Origin of the sequence: Priestia aryabhattai B8W22 (genome assembly GCF_000956595.1) — a bacterium.
GTDB lineage: Bacteria > Bacillota > Bacilli > Bacillales > Bacillaceae_H > Priestia > Priestia aryabhattai.
The window spans coordinates 22,847-49,561 of sequence record NZ_JYOO01000035.1 but is presented as its reverse complement, the minus strand read 5'-3'; the positions used below and the strand labels follow the sequence as shown (position 1 = coordinate 49,561).

Annotated in this window: 27 protein-coding genes and 2 pseudogenes; 20 read left to right on the top strand and 9 right to left on the bottom strand. The window is 34.7% G+C overall.

The window, feature by feature from the left end; translation table 11 throughout:
• Positions 1-165: 165 nt before the first annotated feature.
• From N178_RS21525 to N178_RS21500, 6 genes and pseudogenes are all read left to right on the top strand, one after another.
• Positions 166-1,602, top strand: a complete 1,437-nt coding sequence (locus N178_RS21525) for an FAD-binding oxidoreductase (RefSeq protein WP_045294791.1) — start codon at positions 166-168, stop codon at positions 1,600-1,602.
• Entirely contained in the window at positions 1,599-2,162 is a 564-nt protein-coding gene (locus N178_RS21520; RefSeq protein ID WP_045294790.1) for an MFS transporter, read from the top strand. The genes N178_RS21525 and N178_RS21520 overlap by 4 nt, the downstream gene beginning before the upstream one ends.
• 101 nt (positions 2,163-2,263) lie before the next feature.
• Entirely contained in the window at positions 2,264-2,455 is a 192-nt protein-coding gene (locus tag N178_RS21515) for a hypothetical protein (protein ID WP_025751820.1), read from the top strand.
• A gap of 118 nt (positions 2,456-2,573) precedes the next feature.
• Positions 2,574-2,765, top strand: a complete 192-nt coding sequence (locus N178_RS21510; protein ID WP_045294789.1) for a hypothetical protein — start codon at positions 2,574-2,576, stop codon at positions 2,763-2,765.
• A 352-nt stretch (positions 2,766-3,117) separates the two neighbouring features.
• Positions 3,118-3,508: pseudogene (locus N178_RS21505) on the top strand (Na-translocating system protein MpsC family protein).
• Positions 3,509-3,696: 188 nt separating this feature from the next.
• Positions 3,697-4,491 carry a formate/nitrite transporter family protein gene (locus N178_RS21500; protein ID WP_045294788.1) on the top strand — a complete coding sequence of 265 codons (795 nt, stop codon included), beginning with the start codon at positions 3,697-3,699 and terminating at the stop codon, positions 4,489-4,491.
• Between the two features lie 733 nt (positions 4,492-5,224).
• Here N178_RS21500 and N178_RS21495 read toward each other — a convergent pair.
• The 3 genes from N178_RS21495 to N178_RS21485 form a co-directional block, all read right to left on the bottom strand.
• Positions 5,225-5,899 carry a hypothetical protein gene (locus N178_RS21495; RefSeq protein WP_045294787.1) on the bottom strand — a complete coding sequence of 225 codons (675 nt, stop codon included), beginning with the start codon at positions 5,897-5,899 and terminating at the stop codon, positions 5,225-5,227.
• Positions 5,900-6,014: 115 nt separating this feature from the next.
• The gene (locus N178_RS21490; RefSeq protein ID WP_045294785.1) at positions 6,015-6,320 is read right to left on the bottom strand and encodes a WXG100 family type VII secretion target; all 306 of its coding nucleotides are present in this window, start codon (positions 6,318-6,320) and stop codon (positions 6,015-6,017) included.
• Positions 6,317-7,450, bottom strand: a complete 1,134-nt coding sequence (locus tag N178_RS21485) for a Tle-like phospholipase domain-containing protein (RefSeq protein ID WP_045294784.1) — start codon at positions 7,448-7,450, stop codon at positions 6,317-6,319. The genes N178_RS21490 and N178_RS21485 overlap by 4 nt, the downstream gene beginning before the upstream one ends.
• A 144-nt stretch (positions 7,451-7,594) precedes the next feature.
• On the opposite strand from N178_RS21485, the gene N178_RS21480 reads away from it, so the two are divergent.
• Positions 7,595-7,822 (top strand): hypothetical protein, encoded by a 228-nt coding sequence (locus tag N178_RS21480; protein ID WP_045294782.1) that lies wholly within the window; start codon positions 7,595-7,597, stop codon positions 7,820-7,822.
• Between the two features lie 124 nt (positions 7,823-7,946).
• On the opposite strand, the gene N178_RS21475 is transcribed toward N178_RS21480, so the two are convergent.
• Entirely contained in the window at positions 7,947-8,687 is a 741-nt protein-coding gene (locus tag N178_RS21475) for a hypothetical protein (RefSeq protein WP_045294780.1), read from the bottom strand.
• A gap of 443 nt (positions 8,688-9,130) precedes the next feature.
• Complete coding sequence (locus N178_RS25545) at positions 9,131-9,874, bottom strand: hypothetical protein (protein ID WP_052942421.1); 744 nt, start codon at positions 9,872-9,874, stop codon at positions 9,131-9,133.
• A 575-nt stretch (positions 9,875-10,449) separates the two neighbouring features.
• On the opposite strand from N178_RS25545, the gene N178_RS21460 reads away from it, so the two are divergent.
• Together N178_RS21460 and N178_RS21455 are read left to right on the top strand one after the other, a co-directional pair.
• Positions 10,450-11,655, top strand: coding sequence for a hypothetical protein (locus tag N178_RS21460; RefSeq protein ID WP_045294776.1), 1,206 nt, complete (start codon positions 10,450-10,452; stop codon positions 11,653-11,655).
• Between the two features lie 274 nt (positions 11,656-11,929).
• Positions 11,930-12,241, top strand: a complete 312-nt coding sequence (locus N178_RS21455; protein ID WP_045294774.1) for a hypothetical protein — start codon at positions 11,930-11,932, stop codon at positions 12,239-12,241.
• 60 nt (positions 12,242-12,301) lie between these two features.
• Here the strand turns inward: N178_RS21455 and N178_RS21450 are convergent, their stop codons facing one another.
• Positions 12,302-12,823 (bottom strand): LURP-one-related family protein, encoded by a 522-nt coding sequence (locus N178_RS21450; protein WP_045294773.1) that lies wholly within the window; start codon positions 12,821-12,823, stop codon positions 12,302-12,304.
• A 233-nt stretch (positions 12,824-13,056) separates the two neighbouring features.
• Between N178_RS21450 and gad the strand changes: the two are divergent.
• The 9 genes and pseudogenes from gad (at position 13,057) to N178_RS21410 (ending at position 21,261) form a co-directional block, all read left to right on the top strand.
• Positions 13,057-14,459, top strand: a pseudogene (gene gad / locus N178_RS21445) (glutamate decarboxylase).
• Between the two features lie 219 nt (positions 14,460-14,678).
• A complete protein-coding gene (locus N178_RS21440) occupies positions 14,679-15,686 on the top strand; it encodes a hypothetical protein (RefSeq protein WP_045294771.1) in 1,008 nt (335 codons plus the stop codon).
• 29 nt (positions 15,687-15,715) lie between these two features.
• Positions 15,716-15,841, top strand: a complete 126-nt coding sequence (locus tag N178_RS27910) for a hypothetical protein (protein WP_272946346.1) — start codon at positions 15,716-15,718, stop codon at positions 15,839-15,841.
• Positions 15,842-16,202: 361 nt separating this feature from the next.
• Positions 16,203-16,559: an SHOCT domain-containing protein gene (locus tag N178_RS21435; protein ID WP_045294770.1), complete on the top strand. Its 357-nt coding sequence runs from the start codon at positions 16,203-16,205 to the stop codon at positions 16,557-16,559.
• Between the two features lie 255 nt (positions 16,560-16,814).
• The gene (locus N178_RS21430) at positions 16,815-17,981 is read left to right on the top strand and encodes an Ig-like domain-containing protein (protein WP_045294769.1); all 1,167 of its coding nucleotides are present in this window, start codon (positions 16,815-16,817) and stop codon (positions 17,979-17,981) included.
• Positions 17,982-18,269: 288 nt separating this feature from the next.
• Positions 18,270-18,734 (top strand): WapI family immunity protein, encoded by a 465-nt coding sequence (locus N178_RS21425; protein WP_045294768.1) that lies wholly within the window; start codon positions 18,270-18,272, stop codon positions 18,732-18,734.
• A gap of 30 nt (positions 18,735-18,764) precedes the next feature.
• Positions 18,765-19,445: an immunity protein Imm33 domain-containing protein gene (locus N178_RS21420; protein WP_045294767.1), complete on the top strand. Its 681-nt coding sequence runs from the start codon at positions 18,765-18,767 to the stop codon at positions 19,443-19,445.
• 264 nt (positions 19,446-19,709) lie between these two features.
• On the top strand, positions 19,710-20,867 hold the full coding sequence (locus tag N178_RS21415) for an Alp7A family actin-like protein (protein WP_045294766.1): 1,158 nt from the start codon (positions 19,710-19,712) through the stop codon (positions 20,865-20,867).
• A 16-nt stretch (positions 20,868-20,883) separates the two neighbouring features.
• Positions 20,884-21,261, top strand: a complete 378-nt coding sequence (locus tag N178_RS21410; RefSeq protein WP_045294765.1) for a hypothetical protein — start codon at positions 20,884-20,886, stop codon at positions 21,259-21,261.
• Positions 21,262-21,388: 127 nt separating this feature from the next.
• On the opposite strand, the gene N178_RS21405 is transcribed toward N178_RS21410, so the two are convergent.
• Positions 21,389-21,895 (bottom strand): leucine-rich repeat domain-containing protein, encoded by a 507-nt coding sequence (locus N178_RS21405; RefSeq protein ID WP_152640867.1) that lies wholly within the window; start codon positions 21,893-21,895, stop codon positions 21,389-21,391.
• Positions 21,865-21,990: a hypothetical protein gene (locus N178_RS28065; RefSeq protein WP_375156321.1), complete on the bottom strand. Its 126-nt coding sequence runs from the start codon at positions 21,988-21,990 to the stop codon at positions 21,865-21,867. Before N178_RS28065 ends, N178_RS21405 begins: the two co-directional genes overlap by 31 nt.
• 1,250 nt (positions 21,991-23,240) lie before the next feature.
• On the opposite strand from N178_RS28065, the gene N178_RS21400 reads away from it, so the two are divergent.
• Together N178_RS21400 and mbcS are read left to right on the top strand one after the other, a co-directional pair.
• Complete coding sequence (locus N178_RS21400) at positions 23,241-23,939, top strand: hypothetical protein (RefSeq protein WP_045294764.1); 699 nt, start codon at positions 23,241-23,243, stop codon at positions 23,937-23,939.
• Between the two features lie 156 nt (positions 23,940-24,095).
• The gene (mbcS, locus tag N178_RS21395; RefSeq protein WP_045294763.1) at positions 24,096-25,676 is read left to right on the top strand and encodes an acyl-CoA synthetase MbcS; all 1,581 of its coding nucleotides are present in this window, start codon (positions 24,096-24,098) and stop codon (positions 25,674-25,676) included.
• A gap of 43 nt (positions 25,677-25,719) precedes the next feature.
• Here the strand turns inward: mbcS and N178_RS21390 are convergent, their stop codons facing one another.
• Complete coding sequence (locus tag N178_RS21390) at positions 25,720-26,682, bottom strand: VanW family protein (RefSeq protein ID WP_045294761.1); 963 nt, start codon at positions 26,680-26,682, stop codon at positions 25,720-25,722.
• Positions 26,683-26,715: the final 33 nt, after the last annotated feature.

Below are 26,715 nucleotides of genomic sequence, written 5' to 3'. Positions count from 1 at the left end.
TTCTTTTTTTGTTTCAACAAGGTTAACATCCATTTAATTACAAGTTTTTTTATATATTTTCTCAAAATAACACTAATATAGTGTAATTTTACACTATATTAGTGTTATTTCACTTTTGATATGGTATAATTTCACAGAAATAAAGAAAGGAGCTTACAGTTTGCGATGAAGAAAAACGTGTTGTTAGGAATTTTTTTATCTTTTTATCTAGTCGGTTCATATGCCTCCTATCATGTTTATAAACAGCAGCAAAGCCGTCCTGTAACGGAAGATGTTGCTCAGCTTCTTCCTACAAAAGTCAAAGAAATAAAACATGGAACTACTGAAAAACAGCTGAAAAATTGGGTGAAAACCGCTTCACAGCATCATGAAAAAATAGCAATTTCAGGCATGCAGCACAGCCAAGGAGGGCAGACGTACTATCCGAATGCTATTTTACTTGATATGAAGCAGTACAATAAAATTATAGATTACAAGCCCCGTCAAAAAGAAATTACGGTTCAAAGCGGGACGACGTGGAACGATATTCAGCAATATATACATAAAGACGGTCTTGCTCTTAAAGTTATGCAGTCACAAAATATTTTTACCGTTGGAGGTTCTATCAGCGTGAACGTACACGGCAGAGATATTCGATACGGTTCTTTAATGGATACGGTCAAATCTATACGTCTCCTGCAGGCGGACGGATCTATTATCGAAATTAGCCGGACGAAACACCCTGAGCTGTTTTCTTTAGTAAACGGAGGTTACGGGTTGTTTGGAGTCATTTTAGATGTGACGCTTCGTTTAACGGATGATGAATGGTACGAAGATGAAATTATCCGCTTAGATTATAGACAGTATACAGCGTATTTTAAAAACTACGTACAGCAGAACCCTGACGTTCGTATGCATATGGCGCGTATTTCTGTTTCTCCTAATCAATTGCTAACAGATATGTACGTCACAAACTACCGTTTATCTTCTCAAAATACTTCTACTGTAAACGAACCGCTCAAAACAGAAAAAATAGTGGCGCTTCCTAAATTTATGCTAGGACTGTCTCGGTACAGCAACTGGGGAAAAGATATGCTGTGGGAAACACAAAAGGCATATTTCTTAAAACAAAATGGACGGCTTGAAACAAGAAATAATGTTATGCGTTCTGAAAGTGATTTTATGGAATACGAAAGTGCTAGCCGGACGGAAGTTTTACAGGAATACTTCGTTCCGGTTGATGAATTTGCTTCTTACATCGATGATTTACGCAAAATTTTATCAACAGAGAAATTAAATTTACTGAACATTACCGTTCGCTATGTAGAAAAAGACAATAAAGCAGTCATGTCTTATGCAAAAGACGATATGTTTGCTCTCGTTTTACTTATTAACCAGAAAAAAGACCATCAAGGCATCTCTGATACACAAAGAGTTGTCAGAAAAATGGTGGATGTGACGCTGCAGCATCAGGGAAGCTATTACCTGCCTTATTACGGCTACCCAAGCAAGAAGCAGTTAGAAGAGGCTTACCCTCATACAAATGCCTTTTTTAATTTAAAAAGAAAATATGATCGGAACGAAACATTCGTTAATTTATTTTATAAGGAGTATGGAAAATGACGTACAAACAACTCTTACATTCACAAAGCCTAATGATTACCGCAAGCAGTATTGTTTTTCCTTTTTACCTTTTACTGCTTCGAAATCTTGGCGATAGTTATTCACAATTTGGGTTAGCTTACGGAATTTTCGCTTTAACCGCAGCTTTAAGTCACCCTTTAATCGGTTCATGGAGTGACAGAGTAGGAGAAAAGCGCTTGCTTCTTTTATATACGTTTGGGATGGCAGTTGTTATGCTTGTGATTCCGGTTCTAACCACTATCACGCAGGTGTATATCATTCAAGTTATAATGGGACTGCTTGGAGCTCTTCAAAAAACAGCAGAAAAAATAGCGTTATCTAGGCAGACAGATCGTGCTCATACGGGAAAACAAATAGGACACTATCATTTATGGACCTCTATATGGGCAGCTTTAGCCGTTATTGCAACAGGGTATATCATTGATTTTCTTACAATCGGAAGCCTTTTTTACATCACTTCGTTTATGTACGTAGCGGCAGGGGTATTAATATGGCAAAAACCAAAAACAATCGAGCTTGAACGCCACCATTCGCTGTAAAAGCATATATGGACAGGTCACTTGAATTTTTTAGTTCGTATTATAAGATACTATAAAAAATTTATGTTCTCCCGATATAAGTACTGAAAGGAGAAACGTTTATGCAAGGTATAAGTATATCAGGGCAAGATGCATGGTCTTCTATTATAGTATCGTTCGCTATTTTCATCATTATATGGGGTCTGATTCCAGGCTTAACTATAAAGTATGTATGTAAAAGTCAAACGCTAGGTATAGCAAGTTTTTTTGTTGGTATTGCCTATGGAGTTAAAGCAGGTCATTTTCTTATCTAAATACGATTTGGTTTAAGTAAGGAAGCGTGGACCGCTATTAGCTAAGTGGGAATTCCTTTTGTTTCCTGTTATTTTTTTAGAGCAATTCTCCATAATAACAGTTAAAGAGGTGAATCCGATGACAGATAACAATGTTGGGTTTGGAGTTAGCGGAGGCGAAGAGACTAGAAAAAAATCTACTGTTTCTAGCGAAGCTTCTATATCTAATGATGTACAACAAAACCAAAAACAAGATAACTACGAAAAGCTTAGCCATCAACTAAATTCATTATCTGATGATGAATTTAGAGCAGATCGTGATGAAGATTAAAGGTTACCTATCCAAAAAGAATATTTAAATTAAATAAAGTATTATGAAAGTAAACTAAGTGGATTCTATAACTTTGACGTGATAGCATTAACTACTGGTACAAACATACCACTTGACTATTTTGACATGCTATCTTGTCAAAGTTCTTAGTTATTTCTTTGATAACTAAGAATTCATTTGTAACCTTTAAGTAGAGATATAAAGGTAATCCTTCACTTCAATGAGTGAAGGTATTTTTTTTATTTCGTAAAAGTTTTGCAATCGTTTGGATTAATGATGATAAAACAGATACATTGTATACAATGTAAACGTCGTCATGTATAATGTAACTTATTCTTAGTTGAACACTTGAATGAGCAGGATAGACATACTCGAGATAAGCGGAGGCATACACCGGTGTACTAAAAAAATACATGATTTTAATGATATTATCCGAAAGCTGCGACAAAAAACTTTTTGGAAAAGGTCCAGAACGAATTCATACTGTATTCGTTCAAAACATGGCTATTTCAACTTTGTACGGCAACTTAACGCCAGCTGAACAATTTATCGCGAGAACAACCGAAGGTAAAGAGACGGTACATATGGCAAGAACGAAGCTTATTCAAAACCTTTATGCTTCATCTCCTCCAGAAGGACTTGAAGACTTGTTAGGAGCTAAGCTGAGCTATTTATTTTCCGATATCAAAGTGGAAGAAGATATCGCCGTTTCCGTATTTGTGTTTGAAACTAATATTCAGTAGAACAACGTAAAATACATAATTTAATTAAATGAGAGAGAAGTAGGATCTGCTTGTTTTTTATTTAGTTTTATTATAGATAATGATGACTGATATACTGTAAAGAAAGTGCAGGATTATTAGGCAGCATTCAAAAACCTTGTGTAAAAGGTGTTTTTGAGTGCTGCCTTTTTTAATTAAGGAGGAGTTTTATGGCATTTCACAAGCCGGATAAAATGTTAAACATCGCTTTAGAAGCGGGGGTTTCAAAGACCAAGTTATCCCTTTCTTCTATTCTTATGCTTGGGTTTTTAGGAGGCGCGTTTATTGCGCTTGTTTTTTTACTAGATGTGCGCGTCATTGGTAATTTACCAGCTGAATGGGGAAGTTTATCGAATCTTTTAGGAGGGGCCGTCTTTCCTGTAGGTCTTATGCTGGTCGTACTTGGGGGAGCAGAGCTCATTACGGGGAATATGATGTCTGTTTCCATTGCCTTGTATGCAAGAAAAATTTCGCTTCGTCACTTGCTTCATAACTGGTTTTGGGTCACGCTTGCTAACTTTTTAGGTGCCGTATTTGTTGCGTATTTCTTTGGACACATTGTCGGGTTAACAGAAACGGGTCCTTTTTTAGATAAAACGGTAGCAATTGCTCAAGCTAAAATTGATGAATCGTTTTTTAAAACGCTTATTTCTGCTGTGGGCTGTAACTGGCTTGTATGTTTAGCTATTTGGCTTTCATACGGCGCTGACGACGTTACGGGTAAAATTCTTGGTATTTGGTTTCCGATTATGGCTTTTGTTGCGATTGGCTTTCAGCACGTTGTAGCTAATATGTTTATTATTCCCGCTGCCATTTTTGCAGGTCACTTTACATGGATTGATTTTATGACAAATATTGTTCCTACCTTTATTGGAAATATGATAGGAGGAGCTGTATTTGTAGGTCTTATTTATTTTTCTTCTTATCAACGGAAACAAAAAGAACAATTAAAAAAAGCTTCTTAAGCGATTTTATCAGTTGTCATTAAAAAAAGCAGTCTCTTAGTAAAGAGGCTGCTTTTTTGATAGTGAAAGGTGAAAAAATGTACTTTTAACAATTTATGTATGATAACATATAAATCGATTAGAATATGGTACCATGAGCGTTTGAATCCACACTATTATTTTCATAATAATATTATGGTTAACTAGATGTTGATCAATACATTCGCAATTGAATATCTAGTACTACTTACTGTTTTATTGATTATACTTGGTAGTATTTTAGTTGGTTTGACTAGTAACAGTCTAGGGGCGACAGGTAATAACATCATGCATTTAGCTGGAATTGGGTGCCTTATAGCAGCTATTTTTATAGCAAAAGGCAGAAAAGATACTAAACGCCGTACAAAAAGGGAATGCGATGTTTAATCACGCATTCTTTTTTGATGTGAGCAGTTTTAGGCCTTTGTCGTTATCAGTATGAACATTTTGAAACGGGTCTTGATGACAGTGGTACACCTATATCACATAGTATTCAGCACAATATTAATGTTTTTACAGCATTAAGTAATACACAACCTACTTTATATAAATGTATTAAAAAGTCAGACGTTGACAGTGGGGTAGCGCCAGTAAATTATTCCGGTAAGATCGTAACTGACTTATTAAAGTAGGATAGTTTCAATAAGTTTAAAAATGACTTAAAAAGTATCAACATATAAAGAAAAAGAGCAGACCTTTTGGTTTGCTCTTTTTTTTACATTCCCCGATTTATGTTGCGATCAATGCCATTACGAGCTCTCACTATTTTCGAAAATGTCTTCATACATATAAAAGGAATTATCGTGATAGCTAAAAAATAATAAAGAGTATATAGGTATGCTGTTGATTTCGGTGTTATTTTGGACCACTCTTGAAAATCTTCAACACTCAGAGAATGAACTTCTGGCAAAAAATAAGGAAAAATACGTGAAATCAATGCTGCTGTTGCAATAGCAAAACAAAAATTAGCCAATTTACTTGCACCTTGCGAGAAAAATATTCCTATAAAGGTCACAGCAAAAGCCATATATATTGGTATCTGAAATTCGATAGAAAAATAGACACCGGCGCCAAAACCTAACAGTGAAAAATACACAATAGCGGCTATTAAAAGAAGAACAAGTGGAATAGTTAGTATGGCACAGCCGGATTTATCACTTTCATTGTTATTACTAGCAGAATAATTCTCTGCTTCAGCTTCATTCTCGTCTTCATCGTCGTATCCGCCTTTGGTATATTTTCCACTACTGTTTTTGGAATAGCCCCTATATTTAAGCTCTTCTTCAAGTTCATATTCATCAAAATCACCAGATGAATTAACATAATCATCTATATCATCAATTAAATCACCATCTGTCATTCCATCTAGTCTGTCTTCTCTCTTACTCACAAAAAACACCTCCCTCCAAATTCACATAAATTCTATATATTCCATATAAAGGTAATTTTTCCTTCTTTTTTCATAACAAAAACCCTAGATAATCAAAAAATCTAGGGTTTAAGATCTAGTATTTAGGACCTTTAGGCAAATCTTCAAGCATCATTAAATGCTTTACCTTGGTCTTAGCATGTTTTACTTCTTTTTCTGCTTTCTCTACATCATCAATCTTTTTAGTAAAATCATCGAAATACTTTTCCATTTCTTGTTGAAAGGCATCTTTAGCATTACCAGATTCCCACGTAGTTAAATCTTCGGCTTTACTTTTAACAACTAGTTGCTTAGCACGTAATTTTCTAATGACCGTATCCAAGTAGGTGCTAAGACTTTCTAAGTCATTTAATTCTTTTTCATATTTTTCTAAATCGCTCATTTTAAGTGATCAGCCTCCACAAAAGATTCTGCAGCTGCATTAAGATTACTAACCATTCTAGCGGTATCTCGTGCAAACCAGCCGCCTACATGATGTACACGCTGAAGAACATCATTCAATACATCTTCAGTTGTTTGAATATCATCCAAAACGGAAGTTTTTTGTTTAAAGCTATTACAGATGCTTTCTACTTCCTCCACAAAAGATTCTAGTTCACTAGCAAGCTCTTTAAGGTCTACAGGAGTAACCTTAATAGTCCCGCTGTCTGCAGAAGCAAAGCGAGGGGAGGTAGCTAGGCTTTCTCCGGTTAAGACATTAGTTAGAGTTGGATTAGAAACATTCCCAAACTCGTCAAATTTATAATGTTGCATACCGTGATAACCGGAACCAGCAAGTGAACCCCATGCTCTAGAAACAGGATTATATCTGTTCTTTGAGTTTTCTAGTTCAAATGAAGACCCAATATAATAGGCAGAACCAATATAACGCTTGTACGGATTAATAGCACCAGAACTTATAGAATCTTTTGGATGTACATAGTTAACAACCTGCTTATCAAATCCGCCTTTTTCCGCTTTTTCCTTTAAGTCTTTGGGAAGCAACCCAATAACACTAGGTCCGTTAAATGTAACTGCATGCAAGTCATTTTTGGCAGCAGCGTAAGAAGCCATGGAACCCGCTAAAGAGTGTCCAGTTAATGATACCTTTGCTTTAGGATAGGCTTTCTGAACCTCCTGCGCTAATTCATCAGCTTGCCTAAACTGATTCTGTTTATAAAAATCAACGTGGAATTTACCTTTTTCAAGCTCAACATGCAAGTCTAGTTCCTTAACTGGTTTATTCCGAACAATATAATTAAAGTCTGTTATACCATCTTTAATACCTACGGTTACTGCATTCTTCGCGGAGTTCATTTCCGTCCCACGATAAGCAATAACAACCGTATCTTTATGTTTAGCTACCATTGCATCAAAACCCGTATCTGGATCATGTAACTTGAATTTTTTATTTTTATTTATAATTTCCCAAGTTTCTTCATGATCTTTATATGTGACAGTCCAGTCCTTAATAGGTTTGTTAGAATAAGCAATCGAACTTAATTCTTTGTATGTCTTATCTCTCACTTTCATATTTGAAACCCCTCTCGTTAATAGAGTATAATTCTATTATATAGGAATTTCCAAAAAATTGGAGAGATATGGATGTTGAAACTGAGAGTTATTGCTATTTTTCTATTGTTATTAGTGATAGTAGGATGCGAGAAGGAGGAACACATGGATAAAAAAGAGGTTGGAGAGCTCGCTTCTGAAGTAGCGGCTACGTATATGAAGGATGAAAAGAATATTAAGTTTGTTCCTAAAGATGTAGAATTTTTAGGTGGGGAAGATTTAAGTACAGTTATGGTTCATGGATATTCTGAAGAAAATGATAAGAAAGTAGAAATGTCTGTCACAGTAGATTACGGTGATGATTATCGAGTAACAGGATACGGACACAACTAAAAAGAGCCCCTATACAGACTTCTTTTCTGTACAGGGGCTCTGCCATGTGTGATGAGCGACAAGTAATAAATAAAAATCCTTGTGTTAATCTGTCACATACAAGTATAAACGAAAAAATTATATTTTATTCACTGTATCTTCCTAATAAAATATCATCATGAATGTGTTCCCAGCTTTGGTATCTAGTTGTGACTTTATTGAATTCAGGATCATTAAACATGATTTCAAAGTGTTCATGGAAATTGTCATCAGCTGTACAACCGCCACGTTCGCCAATATATACAACCAATGCATTAGGATTAACTTCGTGTAGCCGTTTGATTACCCGGTAAGCTGTATCGTCCATATATGGCCAACCCATTGTCACAACGTCAACTTCTTTACCGTAACGTTCTACAGCTTCAATTGCGTCCATTTCTTCAACTTCTGTTAGTGTATCTATCCAGCTTCGATTCATCCAAGAGAAGTCATCAGTAGCAATAACATTTACACTTTTTTGTCGTAGGGCGTATGTCCACCATCCACGGCCAGCCATAACTTCAAGAACTTTTCTATCACCTAACCATTCCGCGAATGGATTTACCCATCTCCATGATACAAAAGCATACATGCCAGCTTGATTATAAGCATTTTTTAAATGGAGTTCTTTAAGTCCTCCATACATATCCTCTTCTCGAAAAAGATCGTCTAAAGACGGTGGAGTGTCTTTAAATCTTTTAAATCGATCTTCTATACTCGTAGCGTACTTAGGCATTTCGTCCAATATTTTTTCAGGAATCTTTATATCTGAAGCTACAATATCTCTAATGTCAGTTACATCTTTAAAAAGTCCAATTTTGTTAATTCCCCTCGTTGAAAACTTCATTACATTTATTATAACAAAATTTATTTTGCTCTGTTTTTTAATGATACTGCAGCCATGTTAAACCTCATGTAATTATTTATTAAATATTTATTAAATATTTATTATGCATGATAGAAGGGGAGAAGCCAACTTTTTTCATAATAAAACACCCTAGATAATTTAAATATCTAGGGTTTAAGGAGGGAAAACAAAAATCGTTTTTAGTCATTTTTTTTATCTAATCTGATATACATAAAAGCAAATAATAAAAGTAATGCAATACTAATAGGGAAAACAATATAGGAATCTGTTGTTTCACTTACACTAGATTTTAATGTGTAGTTATAAATGATATATGCAATTCCAATAATAGCTATTAATATTTGATATGTTCTTTTTTTACTAAACATATAAAACAAACCCCTTTTCTGATAAGCTACTCCAAGGGTATGTTAAAGATTTATTTAGAAGCAATTCTTAATAAATGTATCTATTCCTAGGAGTGCGTATAATGCGTCAAAAGCATCTGGTGTAGCTCTAGCTGTCTTTTTTAACGCTAGTTTCATAGCTGTTGTTTTAGAATACTTAGCAACTCTGCTACCAGGTTTTTTAATTCTTGAATAGTAATCGTAAGACTTAACAAGCTTGTTAGCGAATTTAGCTGTACCACCTGCAACTTTGATCGCTTTTTTAATTTTTAATACTTTAGCAATTGGAACAGCATTCTGTGCTATAGCATAACCTATTCCTTTAGCACAACCCCAAGCTAAGAAAGTAGTAAAAACCGGTTCTTCGTTAGTAAGCTTTTGTTTTTCTGATTCTAATGCAGCCACCAACTCTGAATCTTGTGTGTTTTCAATCATCCAATCTAATCTTTCGACAGTTTTATCTTCTGTTACTAGTTCATCGGGAACACTTTCAATTAAAGAAAAACCTTCTTCCATAGTAGCAAGCTCATCTTCTGTATAAACCTCGCTTTTGTCCATCTCGTCTTCATCTAGAAATTCAAGCTCGCCATTTGAAGCTTCTTCATCTATTAGTGCAAGTTCTTGATCCAACTCTTCATCTGTTAGGTTCTGACTTTCACTATCTACGTTCTCCGCTGCTTGTGTACCAATAGTTTTAAAGTTAAAAACAGATGTAAAAACTAATGATAAACTAGCAACCACTAAAACTCTCTTAAAAATAGAAAATACTTTGTTATCCAACCTTGTTACCTCCTGAATTTTACAACTATTACCCTCCGTTTACAATACTAACATTCCTTTTATGTAAAATAAACCCATAAAAATAGATTTTTTTACCAAATGTCACTCCGTTTGACATTAGTAGTGTCCTAGATTAAATAATTATTTTTCTAGAAAACTAGTGGTTAGAATTAGTAGGCATTTATTGAGATACTTCATTAAAAAAAGAACAACCGGGGATGGCTGCTCTTTTTTGATAAAACGAGGAATAGTAAAATGAGTGTTCGGTTTAACATTAAATAAAACCTTTTAAATTATATTAGTCAAACGTTAATTTCAGCTTTTAATTTTGGATATAAAAAGGCTACTCAGTTTAAAGTAACTCAGTAGCGAGAAATTGAGGCATTTTCCATCATACATAATAACTATAAATTATAACATCGTTAACAAATGCTAACAATTAAAATAAATTAATTGTTTAATATTACACCACAGGAGTAATTATTTGTTTTTTCTTATTTTTCACACATATATAGTCTTTTGACATGGTAAAATAGATATAGTTATTTCAAATATATAGAATAAGTAGGTGATTTATGGAAAGTAACAAGTTAGTAACAGTATTATTATCTGCTTCATTAGCACTATCGGCCTGTGGATCTGACTCCGAAAAAGAAGAAAGTAAGAATGATTCAGAAGAAACTACTTCTGCTGCAACAAGTGCCGCGGTACATAAAAAAGATACGTCTGATGAAAGTAAGGAAACTAAAACAATAGGAAATCTTCCAGATAAAGAACAGCAAGCATTGGATGGCGCTCTACTTATGTTTACTCATGCTAAAAATGAAAATTTTAATGCATTTAAAAATGACTTGAAATTGCACAGCAAATTTTCTCTTGAGACTACACAATCTGAACCAGCGGATAGTGAGTATAAGGACATAATGGCTAATTTCGCTGCTCTTAATTACGCTGATTTTAATCTGAAAGTAATCGATTGGGATAAATTATCTGATGCAACACAAATAGAAATTGGTGAAGATTACGGTGGAGATTCCATTTTAGTATCAGTAACAACCAAAGATAATACGCTATCTCAAGAAGATAAAGAAGGAATGGATATCGTACTGATAATGGATAAATACGATAATCAATATATGATGAAGGGATTTAAGGCAGCTGATATTATACAAGACGATATCAATAAACAAATGTATGCTGGTAATTCTACTACAGAAAAAAATGCTGAATCTGAAGAAGGCAATAATAGTAATGACAATAAAGAGCAAAATCAGAAACTTACTAGTGAACAACAGGAAGCTATTGATGTAGTAAAGAAAACCCTCAAAGATGCTGAAGATGGAAACCTCACAGCTTTTACCGAAGACATGTCTCATTACACCGAACTGCCTAGTAGTGAAATTCAAGAAGGTATACACATGTTTGGAGCAGTGGGTTATCTGAAAAATGATTATAGTTTTAGAATAATTGACTTTGAAGATTCTCCGGATAACTCAGAAGCTAGAGATAATTTGCTTAACCAGTACGGGAACCAATTCGTGCCTATTAGTGTAACTAATAATAAAGATACTGTCCCTGAAGAAGTATTAGTAGAAGATAATGAGAAAATATTTCAAAAAGTCTCAGCAGATTTATTAGTTCTTGTACAGGACTATGAGGGAGAATATAAAATAAGAGCTCTTATTCCGTTAGCAATGGAAGATAGTAATATAGCTGACGTTATGTATGCACATGATCCTAAAACATTACGTGAACTTAAAGAAGTATTAGCAAAACAGTAAAAAATTTTCAGTGAAAAAGTTACGGACAGATTGAAATTTTTCTGTCTGTTTTTATTTTTCTCTTTTTTTATTGAGATACAATGAAAAATTCACTATATTAGCGTTGTTTTTCCATCATCGTATATCCCTGACATCTGCGACCAATACGTAGGTGATTACTGAGTTATTTCCAAAGTTGAGCATTACGACTAATATACTATGATCATACCTTTACAATAAAATCCACATTATAGTATAGTTTACTTATATTTCTAAAAAAAGAGGTGATAGAAACGTGGATGCTACTGTTAAAACAACTAAAAGCGGAATAATAGGCGGGGTTCTTGGAGGAATTTCACTTTTATATGTCATTATTAATACTTTATTGATCCTTAACTTTTTCACAGGGCTTATTGCGGCCGAAAAGCTTCAAGGACTGCCTATTATCGCACCTATCTTTTTAGTTCCGCTCATGATTGTTCCTGCAATTATTGGTTTTTTTATAAAAAAAGACAAGCTCTGTCTATGGGCGATTATTTTAAATATCATCTTGTTTCTTGTACCAATTGGCTATCACGTCATCGGTACGCTAATATTTGGTCCTTAATTTTAAAAAACGAACAAACTTCAATATAAAGTTTGTTCGTTTTTTTATATCATATAATTGCTATTGAGCCGGAGCAGCAGATGTACTGCTGTTTTCGTCTTTCACCATCATCCTTACGCCTTGTACAACCGCAATTCCTTCCCACTTATCAAGATCAGGTTCAAGAAATTCTAAAGCAAACGTGTGGGGACGTAATGACAGAAAAGAAGAGAGTGTGCGGACTTGAATGACAGGAACACCGGAATGCAAAACGTCAAATTTACGATCTGTTATATTCCCCGTAATTTCATATGTATTGCCATCGTTTCTGATATAAAGGTACTTCTTTTTAAAAAAAGTGAATTTCCGCTGGATCATGCCAACTTCATTTCCGTGGCGATCTGAAATGATCAGCTTTGGCATAAGGGCAAACATTTTAGATTTACCTGTAAATACGATCTCTTCGTCCTTTAAAATCTCAAATTTATTAGCAATTGATAACTTATATGCGACATTTCCAACGACGTCTTGTGATTCATTATAAATAGGAGATTCACCTAATTCGAAAAACTTGTCTTGCAAGATAATCCCTTGTTTCTCCATCTTAAAACCTCCTTTAGAATATATTACCATATTTTTTACCCTTTGAGTCGTGCCAAGCATATTTTTATGAGTATCACTAAATAAAGGTCACCCTTATGTTATGAGGATAATGAAAAGAATGAAAATAGGTTTCAAAGCTCATAATGTGTAAAGGAGACCTGTTGTTATAACACCAGATGAACGTAAAGCAATTTGTTAGACAAAGTGCACTATACATAAGGAGATGATACTTTATGCCTCAATGGCACCCGCATCGTGAACAAAAAATTTACCTGATGAATTTCCTGTTAATCCGCTTTTTTCTCGACAAGGAGAAGTGACGATTCCAAGGCTGCGTATTAGTGATCAAGGTATGCTTCCAGAAACAGCTTATCAAATCATTCATGACGAAATTGCTTTAGACGGAAATGCTCGCTTGAATTTAGCTACGTTTGTCACTACGTGGATGGAGCCTGATGCAAAGCGTTTGTACGGCGAATCTTTTGATAAGAATATGATTGACAAAGACGAGTATCCGCAAACAGCAGCTATTGAAGAGAGATGCGTACGTATTTTAGCGGACCTTTGGAATTCACCTAATCCTGATACAACGATGGGCGTTTCTACTACAGGTTCATCTGAAGCTTGTATGCTTGGCGGACTAGCGTTAAAAAGACGCTGGCAGAAACTGCGTAAAAGTAAAGGGCTATCAACAGACCGGCCGAACATTGTATTTAGTTCATCCGTTCAAGTGGTGTGGGAGAAGTTCGCAAACTATTGGGACGTAGAGCCTCGTTATGTGAACATTAATGCAGATCATCCTTATTTAGATCCAGAAGGCGTCATTAATGCGGTTGACGAAAATACAATTGGTGTCGTACCGATTCTTGGAGTGACGTATACGGGAGTTTACGAACCAATTGCTGCTATCGCAAAAGCATTAGATGAGTTACAGGAAAAAACAGGGTTAGATATTCCTATCCATGTAGATGCTGCCTCTGGAGGTTTTATCGCTCCATTTCTTCAACCGGACCTTATCTGGGATTTCCGCTTGCCGCGAGTAAAGTCCATTAACGTGTCAGGACACAAGTATGGTTTAGTTTACCCTGGTCTAGGATGGGTGATTTGGAGAGAAAAAGAAGACTTGCCTGAAGATCTTATTTTCCGCGTTTCTTATTTAGGAGGCAACATGCCAACTTTTGCGCTCAACTTCTCTAGACCAGGAGCACAAGTTCTTTTACAGTACTACAATTTCTTGCGTTTAGGGAAAGACGGCTATTATGCCGTGCAAAAAACTTCACAAGAAAACGCGCTGTTTCTCAGCAAAGAAATTGGAGAAATGGAAGTATTCGAAATTATCGCCGATGGTTCAGATATCCCCGTTCTTGCTTGGAAACTAAAAGAAGGATACACGCCAAACTGGACTCTTTATGACTTGTCTAGACAATTGCGCACGTATGGATGGCAAGCGCCTGCTTATCCACTCCCAGCAGATATGGAAGAAATAACAATCATGCGTATTGTCGTTAGAAATGGATTTTCAAGAGACCTTGCTCATTTATTTATGGTTAATTTTAAACAAGCTGTTGAATTTCTTAACTCGTTGGATAGACCTGTTCTTAAAGATACGAAATACGACAATGGATTTCATCATTAACATTTGCTAAGAAAACACAAAGCCGCGTTCTGAAAAAGGTACATGGCTTTGTGTTTTCTTATTTTATACGTAAAAAGAAAAATTTTCAAAAAATACCATAAATAAAACAAGAAAATATTCTTATATTTTCTTAATTTTGGTATAATAACCCCTAAGGTTTTATGGTTCTTTAGAATTATATAAAACCTAAAAAAAGATAAAAAAAGGGGATAATAGTCTATGAAAATGTTGAAAGTTGCTTTTGGTATTCCATTATTAGCTATATTGCTAGCAGCCTGTAGCGATGAGTCCAGTGAAACTGTATCGCAAAAAGAAGAGCCTACAGAGAAATCAACAGCGGTTCATACGAAAGAAAATAGCAACAAAACGGCTGTAAAAGAATCATCGCCGAATACATTGCAAACAAAAGCATCAACAATTAAAAAAGCAGTTAATTCTAAAGAAGCTGATCGCGATTACTTATTAAACGTAATGAATGGTTATCAATATATCCAAGTAGGTGACAATCAGTATATTTACTATGGCATTAATCAAGAGCAAAACGTTTTTTGTATGATGGAAGTTAATTTTGACGCGAGTGGTGATTATGTAGAAAACATCAATTTTGTTGATAATGCTTCAGAAGAACAAATTGCTTTGCTTCAAAACCAAATACAAGAACAACAAAAGCAATTATCAGACCTTGAACAGCAGCAAATGGAAAAGGAATTAGATGATTACTATGCGCAACTAGAAGAAGACCGACAAAAAGAAGAAGAAGCGCAGGCAAAGGCTGATGCAGAAGCTGAAGCGCAGGCAGAAGCAGATCGTAAAGCGGAGGAAGAACGTTTAGCAGAAGAAGAGAAGAAACAGCAGGAGGAAGAGGAAGCTCAGGCAAAAGCTGATGAGGAAGAAGAAGCGGATGATGACACCCAAGCAGAGCAAGAAATATTGGAGTCAGACACTCAAGCGGAAGATTCACAAGCAATTGCAGAGCAAGGTTTAGCAGAGCAAAGTGTATCTGAAGAACAAGCTGTTCAACTCGTCCGCGAAAAATTAGGAATACCGGAAAGTTCAGATACTATTGTTGAATTAGATGGGATTGGTTCGGACGGACAATATGTTATTCATGCCTATAATGTGGTTATTGATGATGAAGAAACTGGAGAAGGGCATACTGCAACAGTAGCTTGGTATACTGTAGACCCTATTGATGGTACTATGGTTGATCAGTTGGACTTAGAATGAAAGTATTCTCCAGAAGAAGGAGTCCTTTATTGAAGGGCTCCTTCTTTTTATTAGCAGCTGATTTGCAAAGTATTCATAAAGTACTTTCATTTGGTCTAACTCATATTACACAATCACCAGAAGACGTTAAAAGTTTAGTCGAGACGTGGGTTTAATAGGTATATAAAGAAAATCCTAAAGGTATATGTGGATGTTTCCGTTTTGAAAGAGAAATAAAAACCGCTTGACAAGAAAGAGAATGAAGCACAAAAAAGCAAGTTCGAGAGAGTTTTAGAAAGATAGAGAATCTGATCAGAAAATAAGTGCTGAAACTGATTTTTACTTTAATAGTCGACAGAGGCTATTTAATGAACATGAATTTACAAATGAAACAGTTATTGAGTACAATAGTATTAGATCATCAAAAAAAGTAATAGTAGATAAGAACGTAAATAAAGTGGCATTTATTGATCCGGCCATTAAATCGTTTATGCTGATAAAATTATCTCTGTAGATCTAAACGAAGAAAAAGAAAGTGTGCATACAGAAAGAGATACTAGGTTTGGTGGACCTGATGTTACAACTAGTACATTTGTTAGTAATTTAAGTTTAATGATTGTAACGGAAAATATTGGATCTATAGACTTATGCTTTTATTACGATTACATGACCGGACTTGGCAGGAGAGGAAATATCTTCAATACTCTTGAAGAGGCCCGCGCCAAAGCTATTCAATTAAGAAGCACTCTTCAAAAAATGGCTGAAAGAACTGATACAGTATCATTAAGTTCAAACTCTGCAGCAGATGAAATACTACGTCTTGATAATTTATATAAAGAAGGCGTTATTAATGAAGAGGAATTTAATAAAGCTAAAGATAAACTGTTGGCATAATAGGAAATTCTACATACATATGATATAATACTGCCCATACTATTAGTTGGTATTTTTTTAAAAAAAGAGATTAGTGTAATTGATTGAAATTGAACCTCAAAAGAACAATAAACAATCTAGAAAAAGACAGCCTTTCTAATAAGGCTGTCTTTTTTTGTCGGAATTTGAATATAGAATTATATAGTTATGTTAGAAGTTAAGTAGTATCATAGTCGTAGTTATAAAGTTACAATATGTATCCAAGGGAGAGATTAGATGAAGAAAAAAGGTATGATCTCATTACTGTCTGTAGGTTTACTAGCTTCCTCATTATCAGTAAGCACGACTCAAGCAGCTGAGAATAACTATGAGTCTTCAAAGAAAACAATTGAAAGCCAATTGAAGGCTGATAAACCGCTAAATCACAATGTTATTAATCCCAATGCACTAAAAGGAATTAAAGAACAAAATCTAAATTCATTAGAAACATTTAAACCTTTTTCTACAAAAAAATTTAATGCATCAAGCGCAAGTATTAATGGTAGTAGTGGTCAGCCAATGTATGAAAGTGAGCCTAATGATGATTTCAAAATAGCAGATACACTGCTAAATGAGAGAGTAACATTTGGGCAATTCGATGATACTTTTGATATAGATTTTTATAAGGTAAACGTATCTGGAAAAGGGACTTTACTAGTAGCGGGTGGAACAGACACAACTTCCAATGTTGATCTATTATTTTTAGCAACTGAATATGAATTTCAAGATCATGGATATTTAGAATACTTAGGTTCTGAATATGATGATGGATTGGAGGTTCAAGGGTATAAAGTTAATAAAGCAGGCACATATTACATACCTGTTTTAGATTTAAACGAAAATGACTACGATGCTATATATGGAATCTCTACTCAGTTTGAAGCTATCAAAGATACTGTTGCGCCAAATAAACCTACTGTCAATAAAGTAGACAATAACGATAAAGTTGTAACTGGTAAGGCAGAAGCTAACTCGACTGTAACTGTGAATGCAGGTAAAAATCGAATTGGATACGCGAAGGCAAGTTCAAATGGTTCATTCACTGTTAGTATCCCAGTTCAAAAAGCAGGTACCACACTTAATGTAACTGCTAAAGATAGTGCGGGAAATGTAAGTAAACTTACCTATATCACAGTTGTAAAGGCTGACGTTACTCCACCAAACAAGCCGGCAGTTAATAAAGTAGATGATAATGATAAGGTTGTGACAGGAAAAGCAGAAGCTAACTCTACCGTAACTGTTAATGTAGGAAAGAATCGAATTGGGTATGCAAAAGCAAATTCAAAGGGATCATTCTCTGTTAGTATCCCTATACAGAAAAAAGGAACTAAATTAAACGTAACTGCTAAAGATGCTTCGAATAATGTAAGTAAAGTTACGTATGTAACTGTTGTGAAACATTAAAGTTTTAGTAAGGAAAGAGCAGTCATTATTCGCATGATTGCTCTTTTTTTGTTCCATAATTTTTAAGTTGTGTTAAACTTAGTTTTTTCAAAAGAAAAGGCTTAGAGAACTCTCTAGACCTTTTCTTTTGTGATCTACGTTCATTGGATATAAGGAGCCTAAATAAATATTAATTAGTTTATCTTTTTTGTTTGTAAAGATAGAATAGAGAGCAGGCAAATAATGATTTTTACATAACGTTATTAACGTACACAGTGATATATCTTTATATAGAAAGAAGGAACTTGTGTGAAACAAAGTTACTTTTCCAAATATCCATTTGCAGAGTTGTCTTCACAAGATGGACTGTCTTATCTTAAGATATGTACTTATGCATACGCATACCCTGAAGCGGATAACGTACATGATGCAGATTGGCATAAAAATTATCTTACATTTAATATTCCTGCATTTAAAGCTGAAATTGACGAGGTTATTTTAGAAGGGCGTACAATAAAGTACTATCTTAACGAGTTAAAGAAATTCTCAGCTTTAAAGCAGAAGAAAGTACTTTTTGAACCCAATGAACCCTATTTTGGTTTTACATTGACTATGAATGGAAGAAAAAATGTTAGTGTAGATGGGTTTATACAGTATCCCGCTGGCTGGGGAACAGAGCTAAAGTTTGAATTTGAAACAGATTTAACTTACATAGATGCGTTTATTCAAGGGTTAGAATCCATTTTAATTCAGTATCCAATTAAAGAAATTTAAATTATATAAATCAAAGAGGTAATGTATTGTATGAAAAATTGGTTCAAAAAACATTCTAACAATAAAAAAATTGAGGATAATACACCTTGGCAATTAGATAATATTTACAAAAGAAACAAAGAATCTCCTTATACATTTTACAAGCCAAGCAAAGCGGTGACGGATAAATTAAAAGCGGGAGACCTGGTGAAGTTAGTTTTCTTTAGTGATTCAGATACAGATGGTTACAAAGGAGAAAGAATGTGGGTGGAAATTACGGATAGAAACAAAGAGAACTTTGTTGGAAAGCTTGATAATAAACCTTATCATTTAAAGAGCTTAAAACTTGGTCAAATCCTGCATTTTGGCACTAAACATATTTGTGATACTGAATATGAAGACGATGACGCTGCAAAGATGGACTATTACTTTAATGCCCTCGTAACAGTTAGCAATGATGTTTTAGAAAGAAACGAGTTTAATTTTCTGTTAAAGGATAAACCAAATGAACCGAATGATTCAGGATGGGTTATCTTTAGCGGATACGAAGAAGATGAATTTACTAGTAATCCAGATAATTTTCAAATTGTAGCTCTAGGAGTTGTTTTAAATGTTGATGACTCAATTTTAGCTTTTATAAATGAATCACCTCTATGTGCTTATGAAAGAAATGAGTTTGGGCAATTTGATAAAATTCATGACTACGATTGGGAAACATACCTTAGCGAGTGAGGGCTTTGATGAAGTATGAAATTCGACACTACTATATATTTGGTTTTAAACAGTTACTAATAAAGGTGGACGACTAGGTAAATCTATAGAATTTTAAAGTCTTAAATTATTTTAGGAGGCTTTTTTAATACTACTAAACTATAAGAATAGATATGTTAAATAACACCTTACATACACTCATCACCAAAATAAAAGTGTTGATTTTGTGAGTTTCATCATTATATAATTAGTTCAACTTATGTTCAACTTAAAAGGGGTTTTACAATGAAGATTACGCGTTATAACAAAGATTCTGGAAGTTTTTCTAACAAAAACATTATTGATGGATATCTTTTTAGCATTCCTTCTAATGTAATCGAGATAAATAAGGACGAGGCCGTCTCTTATTTTAAAAATAATTTTAGTGATTCGACTAGTCTTAAAAACAATATTGTCTTGTCAACTTTTTTAAATCAACACGAAGAAGAAAGATACTTTTTAATAAGTGACTCGGATAGTTATTCTCAAATAAATTATACCCCTAATGTAATTCAAAATAAAACTTCAAGCGACATTCCATATATTACTTTTTTAGCAGCTATTACATATTATCATTCCCTTAAACTAACCCCGGAATTTGATAATCACATAGAAATTGATTACTTTTCTACCGCTTTACCTATTTGGCTTTTAAGAAGAGAAATTACATTTAAAGTAGCTCAAACAAAAATGGCAAAACGTTTTGAAGGGGAACACAAATTCTCTATTTATACACCTGGCTACAAAAAAAATTTCACTGTTCTAGTTAAAAGAAGCGTCTGTTTAAAGGAAGGAGAGATCTCAAAACTCGCTTTAAAAAAGGACTTTTTATTACAAAACCTTTCAAGTGCAAGTGAATATGACGAATGCGAGACAGTCTTAATAGACATCGGTGGAACCTCTATTAACGCAATTATGTTGGATAAAGGGTTGACCACTATGAACAACAGAAACGCCTTTCGTTGTATAGAAAACCTTTCTTATTTAAATCACCTTAACAAATTAAGAGAAGAAAATTTCCCCAGAGTTTTTGAATACTTGAGGGAATTTGATCAGTTTATTTTTGAAAATCACAAGAACCAAAAATTCGAGCTAAAAAATGAGTATACAGGTATGTCAACAGATTATTCAGATCAAATCCAAGCATCGTTGAAAGAATACGTTAACATTCTTTTAGACACCCTAAATTACACATTTCCTCCACCAGTGAATAAAATGAGGAAGTACATTTATACCGGTGGAGCTTCAGCTGTATTAAAACAAACTATAAATAACGTCATAAATGAAAAAATTGGTCAAGAACGAACAGAGAGGTACCATAAGTTTCCTGAAAACAGTCGCTATTTAAATTTATTTGGTTTAGAGATTCGTAGCTTAGGCGCTCTTCGTAAAAGCTATATTTAAAAAGTAGGTGAAAAGCATGTCAGAACGTCAAAATGCATTTACAATCAAGACTAATCAACTTTGTGATGTTGTTTACGAAAACCTTGAAAAATATGCAAAATCACGAAAACTCGGTGATTATATTTCCACATTAATTTTGCGCGATTTGGAACAAACATCACCTGAACACAATTCTTCTACAAAAGAAAATAACCATAAAATGTTTGAACACATAAGTAAAGAGCTAGACGTAATTAAAGGAATGCTCCAAGCGCAGGCTCACCCATTGCAGGTACCAAATAGGGAAGGTGATGTAAATTTAAATTTGTCTACAGGTGAAGGGAAAATATCAGATTTGTCAGCTGTTACTGGGTTTATTGAAGATAAAGATTTAGTCGAGTATAGCGATTTCTAAACACAGTGATGCTATACACGTTAATTACATATGTATTGTACATTTATTTTGACGGGACTGTTAACAGCCTCGTCTATTTATCTTTCCTCCAACTTTATAACTATAACATTTAATTTGTTTGTATCTTTTACGAATATAGTTCGGCACGATATTTATCCTGAAACTGCCTAAACTGTTTTTCATATTTCTCTAATCTTGATGCATCAGATACTGAGTTCAAGAAAGGCTTTCGTTTCCCAGTAACCATTACATCTTTTCCGTCAATATGCTGCAGTAATTTTGTATAAGGCTGAAATAAATTACATGTAGTACTAGGTAAGTGAACCGAAAGCTTTGCATACTCTTCTGTTGGAAATTGATTGGAAATATGCAACTCTCTTAAATCCTGTAAATGTTGAAGAGGGGATAATGATTCATCTTTAATACGGATATTATTTAATTCTAACGTCTTAAGATTAACCAAACGACTTAGCGGGCTTAAAGTGCTCAATTTTAGCGTATTAGACACTACACCGCCTGCAAGCGTCAGTTCCTCCAACCAACAGCAATCAGGTAATACACTAATATCCTCCAAGCGTTTAAAATCTTCAACTCCTAAAGTTCTTAAATGAACATTTTTTGATATATCCCACAAGCTACCATAATATGCTTGATAAATTTGATTTCACTTATGTACATCATAAGCGGTACTATATAAAGAATCACAAGTGAGATAATTGTTGACCACATGCATGCAGAGTAAAACTTATTGGTATGTAGTCCGATTTCAGCTATCGGCGGTTATTGAACAAACTATTAACAAATTTCTATATGAAGAAGGCCGCTGAACTGGCGTCGAGTACGAACTATTTGTTTATGACCCCCAAAAAACATTCCAAATGGATGAGCTCAAATAGAACTCGTTCTTAAAAATTAGAGGGAAGGTGAATAAAGCTACCTTTTCTTTTTAATTTTTCTAGTTTACATAATATATATTCTAGGAACCAATAGGTAAAACATAAATTCCGTCTCAATTTAAAAGTATACTTATGTTAGTGAGACGGAATTCAAAAATGAGATAGGGTTTATGTTTATCTCACTCGACTCGCTAAACTAATTATCCATAATATTTGTTCTAATTGAACAATTGTAGATATGATTTTATAGAAATACATATGAATTTCACCAGTTTATTTTTAGGATTGATCAGTTCGGTTTATGTTTAGATTATAGTTAGAGATTTTGGAAAATGAATGAGTTTACTTATAGAAATTAAATTTTACACTCATTCATTTTTCTCATCGTATTCTCAATGAATCCTTTGCAAAACGATGAAATCTGTTTGTGTTTAATATCTTCAGGATTTATTTGCTACTGAACGTATATTTTTCATTTAGTACATATGTTTGTATTAAATGGATTTTTATTCATTCACGAAAGTTAAAACCTCGTATTTTCTGTAATAAAATACACTTATTAGTATTTTTATTCTATCAGATTCTTTATTAAAATCACAACAAACCCCTTTCCTATCAGCTTTTTAGTGATTTTAGTTGTAGTTTCCTTTTTCATCGGGTATAATATTAAACAAATAGATGACGGTATAAATTGGATGTCATTATCCAGTTTTAAAGGAGCGATACTCATGAACATTACAATTTATTATGGAAATCATGAAGATAAAACAATTCACACAATGGATTGTCACGTAGATATCGATTTAGATGATGAAGATATGGTAGCTTTAACAGAAGCTCGTTAATGAATATATAAAAGGCTGTGGATGCTTTTCATCTGCAGCCTTTTATTTTTTTGTTCCCCCTCTCCTCTCCAATATCTAACGACCGCTGCGTTTTATAATTCTTAGTTACTTTTATTACAAAATTAAAAATTCTCCGTTAACTTCTCTTTACTTTTCGACACATTTTTTGTATCATTAGATAAGAACGTATGTTCGTTTTATTTTTTATCGTATTGATGATCACAAGGAGTGTTTTTGAATGACGGTACGAAAAAGAAAAAGAAAGAAGCTCCCTCCTACCCTATCCAATACAGGCTTTATTGGAGCAACGTTTGCTGATACAGATGAATTAGCACGCAACGAATATCATTTTCCTCGTAAGCAAATGAAAATTACCCATTATGTTTTAGATGCCTTACTTCAAGGGGCAACGCACTTATTTCAACAGCATAAAGTTGAAGCCGCTATCTCATGCGTGTATCTGCCTAAGTACAAAAAGATCGGTTTGGTTCTTTCTAAGCAACCTTTTGGCCGCGATGAAGGCATTGGGTATTTTATTAATTACTTAAAGGAAATCGGACATATTGAATGGGATGAAAAAACGAAAGACTACGAAATACATAATACGAGTTTTATCGGCGTGGTATTTGCAGATCTAGAAAAAATTGCTAAGTTCACCTTCGACTTTGAGTTAGAATTACTGTCAAAGTTCGTCAAAGACTTAATTATTCCCGCTAAAGAGCTATTCTTGCAGCATAATGTAAAAGCGTATCTCTCAGGCGTTGAAAATGAAGATCAGCATAAAGTAGGGTTTGTTTTATCGATTAAGCCTTATGATGAACGTAAGGAAGCAGACTTATATTTTGTGGAGTATTTAAAAGAACGTGGTTTATACGAAGAGGACGAGTCTGAAGAAGAGCTAGTACCTATTCATACAAAATGGAGCTTATTTAAATAACATACGTTATACCCGCTGTCGTAATAAGACAAGCGGGTCTTTTTTTGCTTTTTTACTAAAACCCAAAACAAATTAGTAGCAAGTACTAATAGTTAGTAATATAATAATAGTAATGATAAAAAATCATTGATATCTATAATATAAGGAGTCGTTTTTATGATTCAACTAAAAGACTTAGTTCCAAGTGAACATTACAATTTAACAGAGGAAATTGAAAAACATGCATCCGATCAGCTTGCGCTAAAGTGGCAGGACGCTGACGGTGTGCGTGAGGAAATTACATATAACCAGCTGTTAGCAAAAGCAAACAAAGTAGCAAACGGGTTAACGGAGCTAGGCTTAACAAAAGGCGATCACGTGTTGGTTATTGCACCTCGCCTTATTGAATCGTATGCTATTTACTTAGCATGTTTAAAAGCAGGTATTATTGTAATTCCTTCTTCAGAACTATTACGCGCAAAAGATATCCAATATCGTTTACATCACGCTGAAGCAAAAGCGATTATTTCTTACCATCCTTTCTGCAATGAGATCGATAAGATTGAAAACTTCCCTACTTCTCTACAACATAAAATTACGTTTGGCGCTGATGAGACGTCATGGACTCGTTTAGAATCACTGACTGAGAATGCATCAGAACAGTTCCAAGCAGCTAAAACAACGAAAGATGATACGGCATTTCTTCCTTATACATCTGGTACAACAGGACAGCCAAAAGGTGTTGTTCATACTCATGGATGGGCTTATGCTCACCTTCGTATCGCTGCTGCTGAATGGTTAAATATTAAAAAAGGCGATACAGTCTGGGCAACAGCAGGTCCTGGTTGGCAGAAATGGATTTGGACTCCGTTTTTATCTGTACTTGGACAAGGTGCAACGGGCATTATCTATAACGGACGTTTTGAACCTAAAAAGTTTTTAGAAATTTTACAAGATGAAAAAGTAAATGTATTGTGCTGCACGCCAACAGAGTATCGCTTTATGGCTAAAATTGATGAGCTTGAACGTTTTGACCTGTCTCACCTTCATAGCGCTGTATCTGCCGGAGAGCCGCTAAACGAAGAAGTGATTAATGTGTTTAAAAAATATTTTAATATCCAAGTACGTGATGGATACGGTCAAACGGAAAATACCCTTTTGATTGGTACCTTAAAAGGTGTAAAAACGAAGATTGGTTCAATGGGTAAACCGATGCTTGAAGGATTTGTAGAAATCATTAATGAAGACGGCGAACCTTGTGAGCCTGGAGAAGTTGGAGACATTGCCGTTCGTAGAGACCTCCCTTCTCTTTTCAAGCACTACTACAAAGATATGGAGCGCACTGAGAAAACGTATAAAGGAAAATACTATTTAACAGGTGACCGCGCTTCTAAAGATGAAGAGAACTATTACTGGTTCCAAGGACGCGGAGATGATATCATTATCAGTTCCGGCTATACAATTGGGCCGTTTGAAGTTGAAGATGCATTAATTAAGCATCCAGCAGTTAAAGAATGTGCCGTTGTAGCTAGCCCAGATGCTGATCGCGGCCATGTAGTAAAAGCGTATGTGGTTCTTGTTGATCATTTAAAAACAACAGATGCAGGGTTTATTAAAGAGCTACAAAATCACGTGAAAACTCTAACTGCACCTTATAAGTATCCTCGCGTAATTGAATTTATTGATGAATTGCCAAAAACTAATTCAGGTAAAATTCGACGTGTGGAACTTCGTGAACGCGAGCAACAACAAGCATAATGAATGAAAAAAAGACGTATCTGTTAGGATACGTCTTTTTTTATTAGATGGAACGCTGTGAAGTACGAACATCTACCGTTAAAACACCGGTATTTACATTTGCGTATGCTTTAATGATGACAGGATAATCTTTGTTGTTTGTGAACTTAAAATCAGGTCCTCCCCACGATACGGTTGCATCTCTTCCTGCAGGTACATACCCTACATGTTTTGAATGGTGAGACCTAGCTGTCACTTGAAGACCAGCGCCGTCAATAGCATTAAATAACGTAGAAGATGTTTGACAAATACCTCCGCCAATTCCCATCACCAGCTGTTTATTGATAATTTCAGGGGCAGGCTGATAGCCTCTTTCTGCTGTGCGCTCCCCAACTGTTTGATTATAAGAAAATGAATCTCCTGGTCCTAATACAACGTTATTAATTGCTTCTGCTGATAGCTGAACATTTCTGTTTCTGCTTGTATCACTTGGACGAAAACGTGTAGAATACGAAGCTAGCGATACATCAGCGATTCCCTGAGCAGATGCTGCCGTTACATTTGGAGCGGTTTCGTAAATCGGAACCTTTACATCCAGTTGTTTCGTATTTAAGTCCTGCAGATTTTTAACAAGTTCTGCTTCTTTTAAGATGATTTGCTTGGACCCACCAGTCAACGATCCATTTTCATCTATTTTTATGTTTTGCATAGGTGTGTCGATCCCTTTTGCCAGCTCAGACGCTAACTGTTTAATTTCTTGATCATATACACCTTTATCCTTGTAATGAACTGGCTTGAATTCTTTCATTACTTCTCCTGTACGGGAATCTTTTAACTGATACGTCAGTTCTTCGACTTTAAGGACTGGCTTTTTCTTTTTCTCAGCCTTTTTTTCTGGTTTTTTAGCCGCTTGTTTTTGTTCTATCGCAGCTGTTTGCTTTGCAGAATGATTTGTATACATGCCGTACGCAATAAACGCACTAACAATTGTCGCGCCAAGCAAAAGCGCCCCTAAGACTTTCTTCATGTAATTGAATCCCCCCATATCTCGGCTTTACCT

What these genes read in the sequence shown, in the direction of transcription:
- N178_RS21390 (WP_045294761.1), bottom strand. Translation starts at nt 26,682, where the DNA reads ATGAAGAAAGTCTTAGGGGCGCTTTTGCTTGGCGCGACAATTGTTAGT.
- N178_RS21450 (WP_045294773.1), bottom strand. Translation starts at nt 12,823, where the DNA reads ATGGAGAAACAAGGGATTATCTTGCAAGACAAGTTTTTCGAATTAGGT.
- N178_RS21490 (WP_045294785.1), bottom strand. Translation starts at nt 6,320, where the DNA reads ATGAGCGATTTAGAAAAATATGAAAAAGAATTAAATGACTTAGAAAGT.
- N178_RS21475 (WP_045294780.1), bottom strand. Translation starts at nt 8,687, where the DNA reads ATGAAGTTTTCAACGAGGGGAATTAACAAAATTGGACTTTTTAAAGAT.
- N178_RS21525 (WP_045294791.1), top strand. Translation starts at nt 166, where the DNA reads ATGAAGAAAAACGTGTTGTTAGGAATTTTTTTATCTTTTTATCTAGTC.
- N178_RS21485 (WP_045294784.1), bottom strand. Translation starts at nt 7,450, where the DNA reads ATGAAAGTGAGAGATAAGACATACAAAGAATTAAGTTCGATTGCTTAT.
- N178_RS21460 (WP_045294776.1), top strand. Translation starts at nt 10,450, where the DNA reads ATGGAAAGTAACAAGTTAGTAACAGTATTATTATCTGCTTCATTAGCA.
- N178_RS21500 (WP_045294788.1), top strand. Translation starts at nt 3,697, where the DNA reads ATGGCATTTCACAAGCCGGATAAAATGTTAAACATCGCTTTAGAAGCG.
- N178_RS21515 (WP_025751820.1), top strand. Translation starts at nt 2,264, where the DNA reads ATGCAAGGTATAAGTATATCAGGGCAAGATGCATGGTCTTCTATTATA.
- N178_RS21420 (WP_045294767.1), top strand. Translation starts at nt 18,765, where the DNA reads ATGAAAAATTGGTTCAAAAAACATTCTAACAATAAAAAAATTGAGGAT.
- N178_RS21430 (WP_045294769.1), top strand. Translation starts at nt 16,815, where the DNA reads ATGAAGAAAAAAGGTATGATCTCATTACTGTCTGTAGGTTTACTAGCT.
- N178_RS21480 (WP_045294782.1), top strand. Translation starts at nt 7,595, where the DNA reads ATGGATAAAAAAGAGGTTGGAGAGCTCGCTTCTGAAGTAGCGGCTACG.
- mbcS (WP_045294763.1), top strand. Translation starts at nt 24,096, where the DNA reads ATGATTCAACTAAAAGACTTAGTTCCAAGTGAACATTACAATTTAACA.
- N178_RS21440 (WP_045294771.1), top strand. Translation starts at nt 14,679, where the DNA reads ATGAAAATGTTGAAAGTTGCTTTTGGTATTCCATTATTAGCTATATTG.
- N178_RS21410 (WP_045294765.1), top strand. Translation starts at nt 20,884, where the DNA reads ATGTCAGAACGTCAAAATGCATTTACAATCAAGACTAATCAACTTTGT.
- N178_RS21400 (WP_045294764.1), top strand. Translation starts at nt 23,241, where the DNA reads ATGACGGTACGAAAAAGAAAAAGAAAGAAGCTCCCTCCTACCCTATCC.
- N178_RS28065 (WP_375156321.1), bottom strand. Translation starts at nt 21,990, where the DNA reads ATGTGGTCAACAATTATCTCACTTGTGATTCTTTATATAGTACCGCTT.
- N178_RS21415 (WP_045294766.1), top strand. Translation starts at nt 19,710, where the DNA reads ATGAAGATTACGCGTTATAACAAAGATTCTGGAAGTTTTTCTAACAAA.
- N178_RS21510 (WP_045294789.1), top strand. Translation starts at nt 2,574, where the DNA reads ATGACAGATAACAATGTTGGGTTTGGAGTTAGCGGAGGCGAAGAGACT.
- N178_RS21520 (WP_045294790.1), top strand. Translation starts at nt 1,599, where the DNA reads ATGACGTACAAACAACTCTTACATTCACAAAGCCTAATGATTACCGCA.